The organism is Streptomyces sp. NBRC 110611 (genome assembly GCF_001590865.1).
In the GTDB taxonomy this organism is placed as follows: domain Bacteria; phylum Actinomycetota; class Actinomycetes; order Streptomycetales; family Streptomycetaceae; genus Streptomyces.
The window spans coordinates 279,131-296,987 of the sequence record NZ_BBUY01000001.1 but is presented as its reverse complement, the minus strand read 5'-3'; the positions used below and the strand labels follow the sequence as shown (position 1 = coordinate 296,987).

The window sequence follows — 17,857 nt, the reverse complement described above, 5'->3', positions numbered from 1 at the left end:
ACCACCGAAAGGAACTGGGGTACATGCATTCTCATTACTGGCGAGGCTGCCATCTCGGCGCGCCCGAGCTGGCCCACGCCCATGAGGTGCTGGCTTCACCGGCGCCACGGACGGAACGCATCACGGCGTTCCTGGAACTGCTCCGCAGCAATGACCCGGTGGCCGTCGGGATCGCGATGGACCATTACCAGGTCGCGGACGCCACACGGCGTTTCGGTACGGACAACCCCTTCTCCGGCCACTCCGCCGAAGTCCTCACGATCGCCCGGGCGGTGCTGCGGGAACCGCCGTCCCCGGCTGCCCTCAGCCCGCACACCGGAGAGGGAGCGAACCATGCGAGTGCCTTGTACGCGATCACCCATCTGGCCGAAGCCGAGGATTCCGCTCTGCTGGTGGATATCATCCGACACGCCCGCACTCCAGAGGTGCGCAATGTCGCACTGGAGGTGGCCGGGGGCGTCCTGTGGAACTCCGAGACCCCCGACCCGCAGCTCTTGGGAATGCTGAAGGAGATCGCGCTCGATCAGCAGGAGCGGCGCACGGACCGCATCCATGCCCTGAACGCCACCGGCAGTGCACGGTCCGAGGACGCGATCGCCACTCTCGTCCGCGCGACCGAAGATCCCGATCTGAAGATTCAGGCCCAGGCCGCACTCAACTTGGCCGAGGAAGATCTCGTCGCGACATACCGCCCACTGATCGAACGGCTTATCGCGTCCTGGCCGTCCGATGCCCCCTCTCCGGCGAACGAGGTTCGCCTCGCCCTCACCGAACTCGACGAGCCCGACGAGCCCGACGAGCCCGACGAGCCCGACGAAGAGTGACCTTTACAGAGACCGGAGTTCCCAGACATGACCCGATACGCCGATATCCCCAAGCCCATCCGCTCCGGCATCGTCGTCGTCGATCCCGAGCGGGGAACACCACAGCGGATCATTGTGCTGCAATTCAATCCGGACACTCTGGAACGGTCGTTGCAACCGCAGGCGGCCGGCGGGGAAGGGGATGGCGGCGGAGGGGGCAGTGGGAGCGGGGACCGGAACGAGGCGCTGCGGCTGAAGGGGCCGGCGCAGGAGTCGTGGAAGTTCACGGCGGAGATCGATGCCACGGATCAGTTGGATGTGGCGGCGCCGGACGGGATTCATCCGCAGTTGGCGGTGCTGGAGATGCTGGTGCAGCCGACCACGGCGCAGTTGCGGGCCGCGTCGCGTCTCAGCCAGAAGGGGACTATTGAAATCAGTCCGATCGAGACGCCGTTGACGCTGTTCACGTGGGGAAGTAAGCGGGTCATGCCGGTGCGGCTGACGGAGTTGTCCGTCAACGAGTCCGCGTTCGATGTCCACCTCAATCCGATCCGGGCCTCGCTCAGTATCGGGATGAAGGTGCTGACGGTGAGTGATCTGCCGGCGGGACACCGGGGGGCGGAGTTGTACCTGGCACACCTGGCGCAGAAGGAGCAGCTGGCCCGGGCGGCGCGGGGCGGGAGTTTCGCGGCGCTGGGACTCGGCGGGAGGGGGATCTGAGGCGTGATCGAGCCGTATGAGCGGGCGTTGGACGACGTTCCCGGAGCGCATCCGTATCCGCGGAGCAGCCGGTACAGCGGAGTCACGATCGGGGTGCACCGGGCCGCGGACGGCACCGACGTGCGGTATGCCAAGCGGCGGTTGCTGCCGATGCCGGACGCTGCCGCGGAGGACACCGTGCCGCATACCGTTAGCAGTGGCGAGCGCCCGGATCAGCTGGGGCAGCGGTACTTCGGGGACCCGGGGCAGTGGTGGCAGATCGCCGATAGGAACCCGGTGCTGGATCCGCGAGAATTGACGGATGAGCCCGGGGAGGAGATAGCCGTACCGCTGCCGGGCGGGTTCCCCGGCGGAACGGGCGGGCCGGGAGTGCGCAATGGGTGATGACCAGCCGGTGGGGCGCGGGCCGGTCCACGTCTCGCTCTACATGGGGCCGAAGTCGGCCCGCCCGGTACCGCACGAGGTGACCGAAGCGCTGCTGACGGCGCAGATCACGAGTACGGCGGGTGAGCGGTCGGGGTTTCAGATCGCCTTCGACCTGACGAAGAAGGGGGCCCTCGCGCAACGGTTGCTGCCGGAGGGGTTCTTCGATCCCAAGACCCGGGTGATCGTGGCCGTGTCCATCAAAGGAACCTCGTTCGTGCTGCTGGACGGGCTGATCGTGCGGCAGGAGGTGGGGGCCAGCAATCAGCCGGGACAGACCACCCTCACCCTCACCGGTGAGGACCTCACCCTGCTCATGGACCTGGAGGAGCGAGCCGACCGGTATCCGAACCTCGCACCGTCGCAGCGGGTCGAGCGGATCCTCGGGAAGTACGCGGATTACGGGATCGATGCCCGGATCATCCGGGAGCAGATTCCGCAGCCCCCGAGGGAACAGCTCCGGGTCGACTGCCAGGTCGCGACGGATCTGCAGTATGTGAATGAGCTGGCCAGGGCGAACGGGTACACGTTCTATCTGGATCCGGGGCCGGTACCGGGGCGGTCGACGGCGTTCTGGGGACCCGAACAGCGACTGGGCCGGCGGCAGCACGCCTTGAACGTGAACATGGACGCGCAGTCGACCGTTGATCAGTTGACGTTCGCCTACGACGGGACGGCGAGGGAGGAGCCGCAGGCGCGGGTGCAGGACCCCGTGACGCGGCAGGCGCCGTTGCTCGCCCAGCCGGATATCAGTCCGCTGCGGCCGCCGCTGGGCCGGCGGGCTTCGCCGGCCCTCCAGCGCAGGACGCTGAGCGGAACCGCCAAGCGGGATGAGGCGATCGCGAAGGCGGAGGCGCTGGGGCGGGCCGCGACGAGCGCCGACGCGATTTCGGGTTCCGGGCAGCTGGATGTGGTGCGGCATGGATATGTGCTGCGCGCAAGGGAGTTGGTCGGGGTGCGGGGCGCCGGGGTCACGTATGACGGCGACTACTACGTGAAGAGCGTGACGACCCTTCTTCGGCCGGGCTCGTACCAGCAGAATTTCACGCTGTCGAGAGAAGGACTCATCGCCCGTAGCGGCACCGTACGTCCGTAGCAGGGCTTTCAGGAGATCCAGGAGACGCACACAGATGGCTGGCGCACCGAACAACCGCTTTCTCGGCAAGTTCCGCGGCCGGGTGGTGGACAACAACGATCCGATGGGACGGGGACGGCTGATCGTCCAGGTTCCGGATGTCCTCGGCGACGAGCCGTCGACATGGGCTCTGCCGTGTTTTCCGTTCACCGGACCGCAGGCGGGGCAGGTGGTCGTGCCGTCCGTCGGGGCGGGTGTGTGGGTGGAGTTCGAGCAGGGGGAGCCCAGTTATCCGATCTGGGTGGGGTGTTGGTACGGGAGCCGGGAGGAGTTGCCGGAGGATGCGCAGCGGAATCCGGCGACCGCACGTCCGGTGGTTGTCCAGACCCCCGGAAAGCACAAGATCGTGATGTCGGACGTGCCGACCGAGGGGATTCTGCTGGAGGCGCCGGGCGGGGCGTATGTGCGGATCGATGCCACGGGCGTCCATATCAGCAATGGGTTCGGGGCCTCGGTCTCCGTACGGGGAGATCGGGTCGATGTGAACGAGGGCCGGTTGATCGTGCCCAACAAGCGCTGAGGGAAACGGGGGAGGAAACGAGAGATGGCTGACGGACATATTGTTCACGGGGGTGCGCTGATCAGCTGCCCGCATGGCGGGCGGGCGATATCCGCCGGGGGCGCGGGTACGCGTGCGGGCGTGGGCGCGGAGGTACTGATCGATGGCGCGTCCGTGGTCACCGCGGCGGAGGTGATCACAGTCAGCGGGTGTCCGCACTCCGTCGACCGCCGGCCGCGACCGTGCACCACCATCCGGTGGCCCCCGGACGCCGACGATCACGCCGTACGCGTGGACGGTGTGCCGGTGCTGCTGACAGGGTCCACGGGGGGCGCGACAGGGATGTGTTTCAGCGCGGACCTGGTGCCGCAGGGGCCGCCGGTCATCGCGTCCGTCCACCGGGGCCGGGGCGGCCGTCAGGGGGTTTCCAGCCGATGAGGACCAGGAGGCAGGTGCGTACCGAGATCGCGTTTCCCTTCCGGATCGACCGGAGAGGGCGGACCGCGCATGCCGACCACGATGCCCATGTGCGGGATCTGATCGAGCAGTTGTTGTTCACGAGTCCGGGCGAGCGGGTCATGCGGCCGGATTTCGGGTGCGGGCTGCTGGATCTCGTCTTCACGCCGAACAGTCCCGAGTTGGCGTCCGCCGTGGAGCTTTCGGTACAGGCATCACTGCAACGCTGGCTCGGCGACCTGATCGAGGTCGAATCGCTGGACGTGGTGAGCGAGGAGAACGCCGTCCGCGTGTATCTGCGCTATGTGGTGCGCTCCACCGCGAGCCGGCGCGATGAAGTGTTCGAGGGACGGGGCGGAATATGAGCGCGGGGCGGGATATGAGCACAGGGGAGGACCGTCGTCACCGCATCCGGTCGGCCCGGCTCAATGGCATCGACGCCGTCGAAGTCGCCGATGACGGCGTGACGTTGACGGTCACCTTTCTGGGAAAGGCGCCCCACGGGCTGCGTCCGGAGAATGTCCGTATCGACGGCGGGCGGCGCGTCACCGCACTGGAAGCGCTGGAGGTGTCCGTCGAACGGGAGGAGGACCCCGAACTCGACGACCTGCTGTTCGTCGTCCTCGACCGGCGCGGGGACACGTCCCGCTACCGGCTCTCCCTCGTCGGGACGGATCCTTTCGGACGGCCCGGAACGGAGCCGTACGAGGGCTTCGACCAGCGGTACTTCAGCCGGGAATTCGCCTTCCGGCCCGATTGCCCCAGCCCTTTCGACTGCGCCGAGGACGGCAGCACGGAATGCGGTACGGAATGCGGTACGGGATACGGTGCGGACGCCGGAACGGACGGCTGCGCGGACGCCCTCCCGCCCGCCCCGGTCATCGACTACACCGCGCGCGACTACGAGACCCTGCGGCAGCTCGTTCTGGACCGGATGCGGCTGACCGTCCCCGACTGGACCGAGCGCAGTCCGGCGGACCTGGGGATGACGCTGGTCGAGCTGCTCGCGTACACCGCCGACCAGATCAGCTACCAGCAGGACGCGGTGGCGACCGAGGCCTACCTCGACACGGCCCGGCGGCGGGTGTCGGTACGACGGCACGTCCGGCTGATCGACTACCCCATGCACGACGGGTGCAGCGCGCGGGCCTTCGTCGCCGTGGAGACCGTCGGGGAACTCACCCTCCTCCCCGGCGAGTTCCGCTTCGCGGCCGTCGACACCAGGACATACGGTCCGCGCGACCGGCCGGAGATCGGTACGGTCATCGACGACCGGGATCTGGCCGTCCTGGACGAGCGGGGATCGGTGGAGGTCTTCGAACCGGTCGCCGGCGCGCCCCTCGCCCTGCGGCCCCAGCACAACGCCATCCGGCTGTGGACCTGGGGCGGGGAGGTCCGGATCCTGCCGAAGGGAGCGACGGGCGCGACACTGCGGGACGCGTGGACGGATGACGACCGCACGGCCCGCTCGCTCCGCCTCTCCCCCGGTGATCTGCTGCTCTTCGAGGAGGTCAAGGGCCCCCGTACGGGCACCCCGGGCGACCAGGACCCGGCGCACCGGCAGGCGGTACGGCTCACCTCCGTCACGCCGGCCGTCGACCGGCTCGACGACCAGCCGGTGGTGGAGGTGCGCTGGGCGCCGGAGGACGCGCTGGCCTTCCCGTTGTGCCTGTCCACCCGGGGCGGGACGGACTGTGCGCCGGTGGCGGACGTGAGCGTGGCGCGCGGCAACGTCGTCCTGGTGGACCACGGGCGGTCGCTGACCTTCGGGACGGAGCCGGACGCCGCCCCCGAGACCGTCACCGTGCCACCCGTCCCGGCCGTGCTGGGCTCCTGCGAGCCGCCCGGGTTCGGCTGTGACGACCACCGGAGCGCCGGGAACGCCACCGCCGGGGCGATCAACCGCCTGCTGGAGCAGACCGGTTGCCGGGAGGCGCTCACCCCCGACGACATCCGTGAGCTGTTCACCGTCGTCGGCGAGGAGGCGACGGCACGGGCCGGGCTCGGCCTGGAGCAGGCCGGGCAGCGGCGCGAGCGCGTGGTGCCCGGCACAGTGCACGCACAGGCCGAGGCCCTGCGCACGCTGCTGGCCCAGTCCGTCTATCCGGGCCTGGTGCCGCGTTTCCGGCCCGTACTGCACCGCTCCCCCGTCGCGCAGACGGTGCCCTTCCCGCGGCCCGCGCAGGTGGCCGCCGGGCAGGCCGGCCTGCTGGCGGACGTACCGGAGCGGGTGCGGGCGCGGCTGCTGGAGCTGTGGCGGAGCGCCCGCGACCGGGACGGCCTGTCGGAGCCGGAGATCGCCGAGCTGACCGTGCTCTTCGGCCTCAGGACGCTGGAGCGGTTCGCGCTGCGCCGGCATCCCGTCCGGGCCCTGCGCGAGCTGCTGCACCACACCCGCCGGCTGCTGCACGCCAAGCTGCGCCGGCTGGAGGTGCTGACGGCACGGGCCCGGGCCGGGACGGTGCTGGACGGGCGGATCGCCTGGGAGATCGCGCAGAGCTGGGGTCCGGCGTACGCGGCGGGGCTCCATCCGGACGAGCCGGTACTGCACGGGCCGGCGGCCTCCCTGGTGCCCGATCCACGGGCCGCGCTCCCCGCCGTACGTATCGACGACGGGGAACACACCTGGCTGCCGCGGCGCGATCTGCTCGCCAGCGGCCCGCGCGACCGGCACTTCGTCGGGGAGCTGGACAACGACGGCCGGATCGCGCTGCGGTTCGGGGACGGGCGTTACGGTGCCCGCCCGGAGCCGGGCAGCCGGCTCGCCCTCCACTACCGGCTCGGGGGCGGCCGAGCGGGCAACGTCGGGGCCGAGGCGATCAACCACCTGGTGATCGGCCGGGCCCCGGCGGCCTCGGCGGCCGCCGACCCCCTGCCGGTCGCGGGCGTGCGCAATCCGCTCCCGGCCACCGGCGGTACCGATCCCGAGCCCCTCGAACAGGTCCGGCAACTCGCGCCGCTCGACCTCAGGCGGACGCGCCTGCGGGCCGTGACGGCCGCCGACTACGCGGAGCTGGCGTCCGCCCTCCCCGGAGTGCGGCGGGCGGCGGCGGAGATCCGCTGGACCGGCAGCGTCCAGGAGGCGCATGTGGCGATCGACGCGGCGGGGACCGGCGAGCCCGGCCGCCGGCTGCTGGACTCGGTCGGGTACGCGCTGGAGAAGTACCGCCGCATCGGACACGACCTGGTCGTGGCGCCGGCCCGGATGGTGCCGGTGGATCTGGCGATCGAGGTCTGTGCCACGCCCGGGCATCAACACGGGCAGATCCTGGCCGAGTTGTACCGCGTGCTGGGCAACCGGCGGCTGCCCGGCGGCCGGCTCGGCTTCTTCCACCCGGACGCGCTGACGTTCGGCGAGCCGGTCCGGGTCAGCCGTCTCACGGCGGTGGCCGCGGCCGTGCCGGGCGTGGCGAGCGTACGGGTGACCCGGCTGTGCCGGTTGTTCCATCAGGACGACGGAGAACGGGAGGACGGTGTGCTGCGGCTCGGTCCGCTGGAGATCGCGGTGTGCGACAACGACCCGGAGCGGCCGGAGAACGGGCGGCTGGCCATCGGGATCGGGGGTGTGCGATGAGCATCAGCGGACGCGGATACGGATGCGGATGCGGATGCAGTGACGGCTTCGGTTACAGCTGCGGCTGCGGCTGCCGGGGCGGCAGCGATGAGCGGCGCGCCCCCGACGCCCTCCACAACCCGCCGGGGCGGACGGCCCTGGACTACCGCGTCGGTGACCACGGCAGCTTCCTCGCCGGGATGCTCGACCGGCTCGCCTCGCCCGCCTACCCGGCGCTGCGCGGCCTGACCGTCCGGAGGCCGGACGACCCGGCGATCGGTCTGCTGGACGCCTGGGCGGTGCTCGGCGACGTCCTGACCTTCCACAGCGAGCGGATCGCCGACGAAGGGTATCTGCGGACCGCGAACGAGCACCGCTCGCTGGCCCTGCTGGGGCGGCTGGTGGGGCACCGTCCGCGTCCCGGCGTCGCGGCGGACACCCACCTCGCCTACACCCTCGACAAGGATCCGCGCGCCGAGGACCTCCCGGTGGTCATCCCGCGCGGTGCGCGCAGCCACAGCGTGCCGGCCGCGACCGGCGAGGAGTCGCAGACCTTCGAGACGGACGAGGACCTCATCGCACGCTGGGCGTGGAACGAGCTGAAGGTGCGCAGGCGCCGCCCGGCCCTGCTGGTCCCGGAGGATCTGGCCCGGCGGTCGGAGCTGTTCGTCTCCGGCACGTCCACCCAGCTGCAGACCGGTGACCAGCTGCTGTTCGACTTCGGCAGCAGGCAGGTGCTGTTGCCGGTGGCGAAGGTGCGGATCGACCGGGACGAGGACCTCACCGCCATCGGGCTGCCGCGGTCCGCGCCGCCCACGCTGACGGAGCTGGTGGCCGAGCTGCGGCAGTGGATCACCGAACCGGCGGACGGCGGCGACCCGGACGATCCCGGGAAGCCCGGGCCTCCCACCCCGGAGGTCCCCAACCCCCGTCCCGTCAGCAGGCTGATCGAGACCTTCGACCTCCAGGTGCTGGCGCCGCTCCGTGCCGACCTGGGCTCCCTCACCACGCCCGCCGCCTTCGCCGAACGGCTGGCCGGGCCGCATGAGCGGCTGGCGGAGGCGCAGGCACTGGCCGCGCCGTACGAGGACGTCGCCGCCTGGTTCGAGGAACTGGCAGCGGTGCTGGGCGAACTGCGGGAGCGGGCCCTGGACTTGGCCCCGGCACCCACCGTGCCCCCCGGGGCCGAGCCGGACGAAGGCTCCGCCGCCCTGCGCGCCCTGGGCTCCGTGCTCCCCGCCCTGCGCGGCAGCGTCGTACGGACCTCGTCCGGCTCCCCGGCCTCCTCCCGCCACCCGGGGCGCCTGTCGCCGTCCGGCTCGGATCTGGCCGCGCGGCTGCTCTCCGCGCTGGATCCGCGGCTGGCGGACGGGCTGTACGCGGCGTGGCGGCGGGCCGCGCCCGAGGTACCGTCCGCGCTGCGGGCGCTGCTGGCGATGCGGGTGACCGCCGCGCCCTTCGGGGCGACCGCGCCGCTCAAGCCCGTACAGGACGAGAAGGGGCAGGTGATCCGGCAGACCGACTGGCCGCTGACCGGCGGTGAGCTGACCAGCGTGCGGATCGTGTACGACACGGCCGGGAAGGTCCCGGTGCGGGCGGAGTTCGAGCACATCGAGACCGGTACGACCGTGCAGCACCGGGTGAATCTGCCGGCGGACGAGGCGTTCGGCCTCGGCCCCGGGCGGGTCGAGCTGTCCACCCGCACCGGGCAGGACCACGATCTGAGCTGGCTCGGCCGCCGTCCGACCGACTCGCAGGAGTCCGGGGTCACCGTCCGGCTGCGGCCCGGTCTGCCCGAACGCGGCCTGTTCGTGGCCCGGCCGGACGACGAGGGCCGGATCGAGGTCGTGCTGAACAACGGCGACACGCGGACCTGGCACCTCCGGCCGGGCGACCAGGAGCAGATGCGGCACGGCGAGTTCGAGGTGACCGTGCGCCGTACGCCGGGGAGCGAACCGCCCGCCGTGGAGATCGGCCTGGCCACGGTCCCGGAACCCGCCAACCGCTACGTCCTGCCGCTGGATTCGGTGCAGGACGGCATCACCGTCGGCAGCTGGGTCGCCGTCCGGCGGCCCCGTAAGGGCGCGGACGGAGCCGACGGCATCCCGGGCGACAGGAAGCTGGCGCTGGTGATGACACGGGTGACCGGGGTGCGGACCGCGGCGTACACCCACTTCGGCATCACCGGGCGGGGCACCGAACTGACGCTGGCCGACCCCTGGCTGGACGACCACGACGTGGTGCTCTCCACGATCCGGGACACGACCGTGTACGCGGGTGGCCGGCCGCTGCGGATGGCGGACGAGCCGCTGGGCGAGGACGTGCACGGGAACGAGCTGGAGCTGGCGGAGCTGTACGACGGGCTGCGGCCGGGGCGGCGCCTGATCGTCTCCGGTGTGCGCACCGACATCCCAGGCCCGGCCACGCTCCGCGCCACCGAGACCGCGGTGATCGCCTCGGTCGACCAGCGGCTCGACCCCGGCCTCCCCGGCGATCACGTCCATACCGTGCTCACGCTCACCGCGGACCTCGCCCACCGGTACCGGCGGGACACCGTCCGCATCCAGGGCAACGTCGTACCGGCCACGCACGGCGAGAGCCGGGACGAGCCGATCGGCAGCGGCGATGCCGCCCGCACCCACCAGACGTTCGCGCTCTGGCGGTCACCGCTGACCTGGCGGCCGGCGGACAACCCCCTGGGGGCCACCCCGGAGCTGGAGATCCGGGTCGACGGGCTGCGGTGGACCCCGGTGGACAGCCTGGCCGGGCGCGGGCCCCGCGAGCGGGTGTACGTGACGGGGACGGTGGACGCCGATGCCTCCGGGAGCGGGGGCGGGGCCGGGTCCGGGTCCGGTCCCGGGGGCACGCGTACGACGGTGACGTTCGGCGACGGGGTGCACGGCGCCCGGCTGCCGACCGGGCAGGACAACGTACGGGCCAGGTACCGGTTCGGCACCGGGCGGGCGGCGAACGTCGCGGCGGACCGGATCACCCAGCCGGTCACCCGCCCGCTCGGGGTGACCGCCGTGACCAATCCGCAGCCGGCCACCGGCGGTGCGGACGCCGACGGGCCGGGCCTGACCAGGCGCACGATCCCGCTGTCGGTGTCCGCGCTGGACCGGCTGGTGTCGCTCGCGGACTACGAGGACTTCGCGCGCTCCCGGGCCGGTATCGGCCGGGCGTCGGCCCGGGAACTCTTCGACGGGCGGCGCAAGGTGCTGCATGTGACGGTGGCGGGCGTCGACGACATCCCGCTGGCACCGGACGCGGAGGTGCTGCGGGCGCTGCGGTCCGCGCTGGCGGAGTACGGCGATGCCCGCCTCCCGGTCCGGGTGGACGTCCGCGAGCCGGTGCTGCTGCTGTGCCTGGCGAAGGTGAAGGTGGCGCCGGACCACGCCTGGCCGCTGGTGGAACCGCGGGTACGGCAGGCGCTGCTGGACCGGCTCGGCTACGACGGGCGGGAGCTGGGGCAGCCGGCGCACCTGTCGGAGGTGCTGGCCGCGGCCCAGTCCGTACCGGGCGTCGACCATGTGGACGTGGACGCCTTCACGGGGGTGCCGGCGTCCGCCACGCCCACCGAACTCGCCGCCCTCACCGGCCGGTTCACCGGGCCTCCCGATGAGCCGGTGCGCGGCACGGTGCCGGCCCGGCTCGCCACGTACGACGAGCGGATCCACGAGGTGACGGCGGACGGCGGCGAGACGCTCACCGCCGTCGCCGCGCACCACGGCATCTCACTGGACGGGCTGCTGCGCCTCAACCCCGGCATCACCGACACCCGGTCGCTGCCGAAGGGCCGGGCCGTCCGCGTCTCCCGCGGCATCCGCCCGGCCCAACTCGCCCTGTTCGCGCCGCAGGTGGCGGATACGCTGATCCTCACGGAGGTGACCCGATGAGCGCGACGCGGGAGCCGGACGGGCTCGCGGAGCTGCTGCCGCAGTGGCACCGGTTGCGGGACGCGGAGGGCGGTGAGCCCCTGCGGGCGCTGCTGGCCGTGATCGCGGAGCAGGTGGACCGGGTACGCGACGGGGTCGCCCAGCAGTACGACGACTGGTTCGTGGAGAGCGCCGCGGAGTGGGTACTGCCGTACCTGGGGGATCTGGTGGGGTACCGCCCGCTGCCCGGGTACGAGCGGGTGCCGGCCACCGGCCTTCGGGACGGCGGGCTGCCGGACTCCTCGCGGCGGCGGCTGGCCGAGGCGCTGGCGCCGCGCCGCGATGTGGCGGCGACGGTCGGCCACCGGCGCCGCAAGGGCACCCTGGCACTGCTGGAGGAGCTGTCCGCGTCGGTGGCGGGCCGGCCGGCCCGGGCGGTGGAGTTCTCCCGGCTGGTCGCGCACCATCAGCCGGTGAGGCTGTACGGGTCGGGGACGGCCGCGGCGAACGAGCGGCGGGCCGCCCGGGGCCGTCTGGTGGACGTCCGGGACGGCGCCGCGCTGGACCTGGCCGGGGGGCCGTTCGGCGCGGTGGCGCGGTCGGTGGATGTGCGACGCGCCAACTCGCCTCGCAGGCAAGGGGGTTATACCCCGGCCGGGGTCGGGCTGTTCGTCTGGCGGCTGCGGCCGTACTCGGTGACGCGGGCGCCCGCGTACTGCATCGACCGGGCCCGCAACCTCTACACCTTCTCCCTCCTGGGCAATGACACGGCGCTGGTGACCCGGCCGGAGCCGGAATCGTCGGCGGCGCACAGCGCGGCCCTCGACAACGTCCCGGCCGCGATCCGCCGACGGCAGCTGCACGACCGGCTCGCGGACTACTACGGGCCGGGGAAGAGCTTCGTCGTCCGCCGGGACGGTGACGACGCCCCGGTGCCGCTCGCCGATATCGTCGTCGCGGACCTGGGCGACTGGCGCTACCGGCCCCGGCGCGGCCAGGTCGCGGTCGACCCGGAGCTCGGACGGATGGCGTTCGGCGCCCGCTCGGCGCCCCGGCAGGGCGTATGGGTGGACTACCACTACGGGTTCGGGGACGAGCTGGGCGGCGGGGAGTACCCGCGGGAGAGGGAGACCTCGCCGGGCGCCGCCGTCTACCGGGTCGGCCCGGACCAGGACTTCCAGCGGATCATGGACGCGTACCGGGCGTGGCAGGACGACCGGCGGGCCGGGCGGTGCGGCCCCGAGGGGATCATCGAGATCACCCACAGCGGCGCCTACCAGGAACAGCTGGACTTCGACCTGGACCCCGGCGACCGGCTGGAGCTGCGCGCGGCGGAGGGCACCCGCCCGGTGATCCGGCTGCTCGACTGGTACAGCAACCGGCCGGACGCGCTCAACATCCGGGCGCGGGGCGCCGATTGCGCGGTGGGCGAGCGGCCACGCATGGTGCTGGACGGGCTGCTGGTCACCGGGCGCGGGCTGAATGTCACCGGGCCGATGGGCTCGCTCGTCCTGCGGCACTGCACGCTGGTGCCGGGCTGGTCCCTGGAGCCGGAGTGCGCTCCGCACTCCCCCGAGGAGCCGAGCCTGGTCCTGGACCGTACGACCGCGTGTGTGGAGATCGACCGGACCATCCTGGGCACGATCGAGGTGACCGGCGACGAGGTGGGCACCGACCCGCTGCCGGTCCATCTGCGCGACTCCCTCCTGGACGCCACCGCGCCCGACCGCGCGGCGCTCTCCGCGCCCGACTGCCGGCCCGCGCACGCGGTGCTGTACGCGCACCGGACCACGGTCATCGGCGAGGTGCACACCCATGCCGTGGAGCTCGCCGAGAACTCGCTCTTCACCGGGCGGCTGCGGGTCGCCCGGCGCGGCATCGGCTGCCTGCGGTTCAGTTACGTACCGCCGGGCTCGCGCACCCCGCGCCGCTACCGCTGCCAGCCGGACCTGGCCGGCCCCGGGGAGGCCGCACGGGTGCGTCCGCTGCTGCGCGGCGAGCGCTACGGGACGCCGTGGTACGGACAGTTGGCGGCGGGGTGCGCGGAGGAGATCGTGCGGGGCGCGGAGGACGGTGCCGAGATGGGCGCGTACCACGACCTCTACCGGCCCCAGCGCGAGGACGGCCTGCGGGCCCGGCTGGCGGAGTACACACCGGCCGGGAGCGATGCGGGGGTGTGGTTCGTGACCTGAACGACCGGCGGACCGCCCGCCGTTGCGTGAGCCGTGATCGTATGCCGCCGGGTGACCCGACCGTCGGCCTTCCGTCTTCCGCCTTCCGTCTTCCGCCTTCCGAACATCCCGTACGAGGGGACCCCTGCCATGCACGCTGATCTCTCCCGCATCACCCACCGGCCGGAACGGCGCTACTCCGCGGTCGTCGCCCAGCAGGGCCGGGTGCAACTGGACGCGGACGCCAACGAACAGACCGCGATCCAGCTGTTCCAGGCCCGTACGCTCGCCGCCGATCTGATCGGGCAGCACGGCGGCCCGTACGGCGCCACCGGCTTCAAGATCACGCTGCAGGGCGGCAGCCGGGAGCTGGACGACCTGGTCATCGGAGGCGGCCGCTACTACGTGGACGGCATCCTGTGCGAGGCGACCCGCCCGCGGCCCGGGGAGGCGGTGCCCGCGCAGGAGGCGGGGGATGCCGACGGGGACGCCGGGAGCCACGGCGCGGGCGCGGATGGCGCCCCCGCGGCGCCCGCCACCTGGACGTACTGGGACCAGCCGGACGGCTTCCGGGACCCGGAACGCCCCGGCGACCGGCTGCCGACCGCCTTCCCGTACGTGGCGTATCTGAAGGTATGGGAACGGGTGGTGACCGCGGCCGAGGACCCCGCGCTGCGCGAGGTGGCGCTGGGCTCGGCGCTGCCGGACACCGCGGCCCGTACGAAGGTGGTGTGGCAGGTGCTGCCGCTGCCCGCCGCCGAACTGGGGCTGCCCGGCCCCACTCCCCCGGCCGACGAGATCCGCAAGGCCTTCGCCGCCTGGGCGCAGAAGGCGGCCGCCCCCCGCTCCCGGCTCGCAGCGCGCAGCGAGCGCCCGGACCACGGGGACGACAACCCCTGTCTGGTCGCCCCGGACGCCCGCTACCGGGGGCCGGAGAACCAGCTCTACCGGGTCGAGATCCATGAGGCGGGCGGCGCCGGGGACGCCACCTTCAAGTGGTCCCGGGAGAACGGCTCGGTCACCTTCCCGGTCGACGAACTGGACGGCACCTGGGTCGAGTTGGCGACCCTGGGCGGCGACGACAAGCTGGATCTGAACGTCGGCGACCGGGTGGAGTTCGTGGACACCGCCTATACGAGCCGGGGCGAGGCCGCGCCGCTGCTGCGGGTCGAGGAGCTGGATCTGCCCCTCCGGCGGGTGCGGCTGTCCGGCGAGCCGGCGCCGGGGGTGGGGCGGAGGCCGGAGCTGCATCCGTTCCTGCGCCGCTGGGACCACCACGAGGGCCGCCGCAGAACCGTCGAGCGCGGTGAGCGGGCGGCCGGGCGGGGCGACCGGCTCCGGCACGGCGCACTACCGGTGCGGGAGGGCGAGTGGCTGCCACTGGAGGACGGCGTGGAGGTGTACTTCGCGCCCGGCGGCGGCTACCGCACCGGCGACTACTGGCTGATCCCGGCCCGTACGGCCACCGGCGGGGTGGAGTGGCCCACGGACGCGGTCCGCCGTCCGCTGCTGGAGCCGCCGTCCGGGATCGCGGTGCACTTCGCGCCGCTGGCGTGGGTGGCGGGCGAACAGGCCGAAACCGATCTGCGGTTGACGTTCCGGCCGTTGTCGGCGGGCATCCCGGCGGCGGACGACGCGGCGCTGGCGGCCGAGGCGGCGGCCCGGGCCGAGGAGGCGGCGGCCGGTGGGGTGGACGGCGCGGTGGCCGGCAGGACGGGCGGCGCGGCGGCCGGGGCAGTGGCCGGGGCCGCTGAGGGCGCTGGGCCACCGCGCGCACAAGCAGGGGGCCCGGGACACGATGTCATAGGCTCCGGACACGACCTGACGCGGCAACTGCCCAACAGGTCACAGACCACGGCCGAGGCGGAAGCCGCGGCCGACGAAGGGGGAATCGCCTGATGGCCACACCACTGACCGCGGACGAACTACTGCGGGCGCTGCGCGAGGAGGGCCTCACCGTCCACGAGGTCCGCGACTGGCGTCACCACAACCGCAATGCGAAGGGCCACTGGGGCCCGCTGCACGGAGTGATGATCCACCACACGGTCACCGAGGGCACCGACTCGTCGGTGGAGCTGTGCTACGACGGACACCCGGATCTGCCGGGTCCGCTCTGCCACGGCGTGATCGACAAGCAGGGCGAGGTCCATCTCGTCGGCAACGGCCGGGCCAATCACGCCGGGCTGGGCGACCGCGACGTCCTGGAGGCGGTGATCAACGAGGCCTCGGAGCTGCCGGCGGACAACGCCGCGGACACCGACGGCAACCGGCACTTCTACGGCTTCGAGTGCATCAACCTCGGCAACGGCGAAGACCCGTGGCCGGAGGCGCAGAAGGCGGCGATCGAGAAGGTCTCGGCGGCGATCTGCCGGGCGCACAAGTGGACCGAGCGCTCGGTGATCGGCCACAAGGAGTGGCAGCCCGGGAAGGTCGATCCGCGCGGCTTCCCGATGGACGGCATGCGGGAAGCGATCAAGCGGCGGCTGGCGAAGGAGCCGCAGGGGACCGAGGGGACGGAAGGGACGGAGGGGGATGGCCGGCCGGTGCCGCCGAAGCCGCAGCATCCGCCGTACGAGCCGTTCCCCGGCAGCGCCTTCTTCCACTCGGGCGCGAAGAGCCCCGTCATCACGGCCATGGGCGAGCGGCTGGTGGCCGAGGGCTGCGGCCACTACGAGCAGGGCCCCGGGCCGGAGTGGACCGAGGCGGACCGCACGTCGTACGCGGCCTGGCAGCGCAAGCTCGGCTTCCGCGGCAAGGACGCGGACGGGGTGCCGGGCAAGGCCAGTTGGGAACGCCTGCACGTCCCCCACTCGTAACACCGCCGGGCGGTACGCGTCACGCCGTCCGGCGACACTCATGACGCCGCCCGGCGATTCGTCACGCTGTCGGCCCGTAGAACACACCAAGGCCGGGCGGCCCTCCCCCACAGAGGTCCGCCCGGCTGTTCATGGGTGTTCCGGCACCGGCCGCCGCCGCGGCCGATGTTCGGGTGACGTGCCGGTACGTGCTGATGGATACGTGCCGGTACGTTCCGGTGACGTGCTGGTGGCGTCAGCCCCGGGGGCCGGGGCCGCCTCAGACGCCCTGGACGGGGAGGCTCGGCTGGGCCGGGAGAACCGGCAGGGCCGGGATGTTGGCGGCGTTGGCCGGGTCGGCCAGGCCTGCGGGCACGACCGGGACGGCGACGGCGTCGGTCAGTCCGGACGGCACGGTCCGGCCGGCCGGGACGACCTGGCCCGGCGTCAGGCTCTGCGCACCGGCGACGTTCTTGTTCGCGATGCCGTGTGCGTCCGTCACGACAACGGTGACCAGGCCCCGCGCACGCGGAGTGGCCTCAGCGGCCACGGCCTCGGCGAACGCCACCGCGTCACCGGCCTTGCCCTGGGCGAACTGCTGCGCCTGACCGCCGACGACGGTCACGAACGAGGTGGCCTGCCCCGCCGCGTCCCCCGCGAGGTGACCGGCATCGCCGACCGCCCCCTGGACCACCGGCACCACCTTGACGACAGTCCGACGGGCGACGGGCGGCAGCGCGTCGGCGGCGGTCTTGTCGACAACCGGGCGGGCGGTGGCCAGGGGCGCCTGGGCCTGCTTCGTCAGCTGCTCGGGACGGACCCCCGCACCGGCGAGACCGGCCAGCAGGTTGTCGGCGGAGCCGGGGGCCACGGGCAGCGCGGGGGTCTTGGGCAGCTGCGACAGGTCGGTGGGCACACCGCCGGGCAGGTCGGCGGAGGGCACGCCCGGGGTGGCGGGCAGCGACGGCACGGCGGGCAGCGTGCCGTCCGTGAGGTGACCGAGCTCGCCGACCTTGCCGATCTTTCCGGCCTCTCCGAGGTCGGTGACCTTGACGGCCTTGACGGCCTTGACGGCCTTGACGGGCTTGACGGGCTTGACGGCCTGGGCGGGGTTCTGCACGGCCTTGGTGACCTGCTCGACCTGCTTCGTCAGCTTGGTGGCCGGCATCAGGTCGGCGGCGTCGCGCACCGCGCCGGTGTCGAGCAGGCCCTCGCCACCGGCCAGCTTCTGCACGCCGTCCGCGGTCTGCTTCACGGTGTGGGTCGCGGTGGCGGTGGCGGTGGCGGCGGTGTCCGTGGCGGTGCCGGTGACCGGCAGGTCCGGGGTGACGGGCAGGTCGGCGGCGTTGGCGGTCACGGAGCCGAGGGCCCACAGGCCGGTGGCGGCAGCGGCAACGACGATGGAACGGCGGATGTTCGCACGCATG

General features: G+C 72.8%; 12 protein-coding genes. 11 read left to right on the top strand and 1 reads right to left on the bottom strand.

Annotation, left to right across the window (positions count from 1 at the left end):
* Positions 1-23: 23 nt before the first annotated feature.
* The 11 genes from AZE13_RS01285 to AZE13_RS01230 all read left to right on the top strand — a co-directional run bounded on the left by AZE13_RS01285 (position 24) and on the right by AZE13_RS01230 (position 16,451).
* Positions 24-824, top strand: coding sequence for a hypothetical protein (locus AZE13_RS01285; protein ID WP_066925692.1), 801 nt, complete (start codon positions 24-26; stop codon positions 822-824).
* Between the two features lie 27 nt (positions 825-851).
* A complete protein-coding gene (locus tag AZE13_RS01280) occupies positions 852-1,523 on the top strand; it encodes a hypothetical protein (protein WP_066925689.1) in 672 nt (223 codons plus the stop codon).
* Between the two features lie 3 nt (positions 1,524-1,526).
* Positions 1,527-1,907 carry a hypothetical protein gene (locus AZE13_RS01275; RefSeq protein ID WP_066925685.1) on the top strand — a complete coding sequence of 127 codons (381 nt, stop codon included), beginning with the start codon at positions 1,527-1,529 and terminating at the stop codon, positions 1,905-1,907.
* A complete protein-coding gene (locus AZE13_RS01270; RefSeq protein WP_066925682.1) occupies positions 1,900-3,042 on the top strand; it encodes a hypothetical protein in 1,143 nt (380 codons plus the stop codon). The genes AZE13_RS01275 and AZE13_RS01270 overlap by 8 nt, the downstream gene beginning before the upstream one ends.
* A 34-nt stretch (positions 3,043-3,076) precedes the next feature.
* On the top strand, positions 3,077-3,601 hold the full coding sequence (locus AZE13_RS01265) for a phage baseplate assembly protein V (protein ID WP_066925679.1): 525 nt from the start codon (positions 3,077-3,079) through the stop codon (positions 3,599-3,601).
* A 413-nt stretch (positions 3,602-4,014) separates the two neighbouring features.
* Entirely contained in the window at positions 4,015-4,401 is a 387-nt protein-coding gene (locus AZE13_RS01255; protein ID WP_066925673.1) for a GPW/gp25 family protein, read from the top strand.
* Between the two features lie 14 nt (positions 4,402-4,415).
* Positions 4,416-7,610: a putative baseplate assembly protein gene (locus tag AZE13_RS01250; protein ID WP_066925670.1), complete on the top strand. Its 3,195-nt coding sequence runs from the start codon at positions 4,416-4,418 to the stop codon at positions 7,608-7,610.
* Positions 7,607-11,485 carry a putative baseplate assembly protein gene (locus tag AZE13_RS01245; protein WP_079123578.1) on the top strand — a complete coding sequence of 1,293 codons (3,879 nt, stop codon included), beginning with the start codon at positions 7,607-7,609 and terminating at the stop codon, positions 11,483-11,485. Before AZE13_RS01250 ends, AZE13_RS01245 begins: the two co-directional genes overlap by 4 nt.
* Positions 11,482-13,656 carry a hypothetical protein gene (locus AZE13_RS01240; protein WP_066925665.1) on the top strand — a complete coding sequence of 725 codons (2,175 nt, stop codon included), beginning with the start codon at positions 11,482-11,484 and terminating at the stop codon, positions 13,654-13,656. The genes AZE13_RS01245 and AZE13_RS01240 overlap by 4 nt, the downstream gene beginning before the upstream one ends.
* A 129-nt stretch (positions 13,657-13,785) precedes the next feature.
* Entirely contained in the window at positions 13,786-15,534 is a 1,749-nt protein-coding gene (locus AZE13_RS01235) for a DUF6519 domain-containing protein (RefSeq protein ID WP_107288211.1), read from the top strand.
* Positions 15,534-16,451, top strand: coding sequence for a peptidoglycan-binding protein (locus tag AZE13_RS01230; protein ID WP_066925663.1), 918 nt, complete (start codon positions 15,534-15,536; stop codon positions 16,449-16,451). The genes AZE13_RS01235 and AZE13_RS01230 overlap by 1 nt, the downstream gene beginning before the upstream one ends.
* Positions 16,452-16,710: 259 nt before the next feature.
* On the opposite strand, the gene AZE13_RS01225 is transcribed toward AZE13_RS01230, so the two are convergent.
* Entirely contained in the window at positions 16,711-17,856 is a 1,146-nt protein-coding gene (locus AZE13_RS01225) for a hypothetical protein (protein WP_066925660.1), read from the bottom strand.
* Between the last annotated feature and the right edge of the window lies 1 nt (position 17,857).

What these genes read in the sequence shown, in the direction of transcription:
- AZE13_RS01230 (WP_066925663.1), top strand. Translation starts at nt 15,534, where the DNA reads ATGGCCACACCACTGACCGCGGACGAACTACTGCGGGCGCTGCGCGAG.
- AZE13_RS01245 (WP_079123578.1), top strand. Translation starts at nt 7,607, where the DNA reads ATGAGCATCAGCGGACGCGGATACGGATGCGGATGCGGATGCAGTGAC.
- AZE13_RS01250 (WP_066925670.1), top strand. Translation starts at nt 4,416, where the DNA reads ATGAGCACAGGGGAGGACCGTCGTCACCGCATCCGGTCGGCCCGGCTC.
- AZE13_RS01240 (WP_066925665.1), top strand. Translation starts at nt 11,482, where the DNA reads ATGAGCGCGACGCGGGAGCCGGACGGGCTCGCGGAGCTGCTGCCGCAG.
- AZE13_RS01255 (WP_066925673.1), top strand. Translation starts at nt 4,015, where the DNA reads ATGAGGACCAGGAGGCAGGTGCGTACCGAGATCGCGTTTCCCTTCCGG.
- AZE13_RS01265 (WP_066925679.1), top strand. Translation starts at nt 3,077, where the DNA reads ATGGCTGGCGCACCGAACAACCGCTTTCTCGGCAAGTTCCGCGGCCGG.
- AZE13_RS01225 (WP_066925660.1), bottom strand. Translation starts at nt 17,856, where the DNA reads ATGCGTGCGAACATCCGCCGTTCCATCGTCGTTGCCGCTGCCGCCACC.
- AZE13_RS01285 (WP_066925692.1), top strand. Translation starts at nt 24, where the DNA reads ATGCATTCTCATTACTGGCGAGGCTGCCATCTCGGCGCGCCCGAGCTG.
- AZE13_RS01270 (WP_066925682.1), top strand. Translation starts at nt 1,900, where the DNA reads ATGGGTGATGACCAGCCGGTGGGGCGCGGGCCGGTCCACGTCTCGCTC.
- AZE13_RS01235 (WP_107288211.1), top strand. Translation starts at nt 13,786, where the DNA reads ATGCACGCTGATCTCTCCCGCATCACCCACCGGCCGGAACGGCGCTAC.
- AZE13_RS01280 (WP_066925689.1), top strand. Translation starts at nt 852, where the DNA reads ATGACCCGATACGCCGATATCCCCAAGCCCATCCGCTCCGGCATCGTC.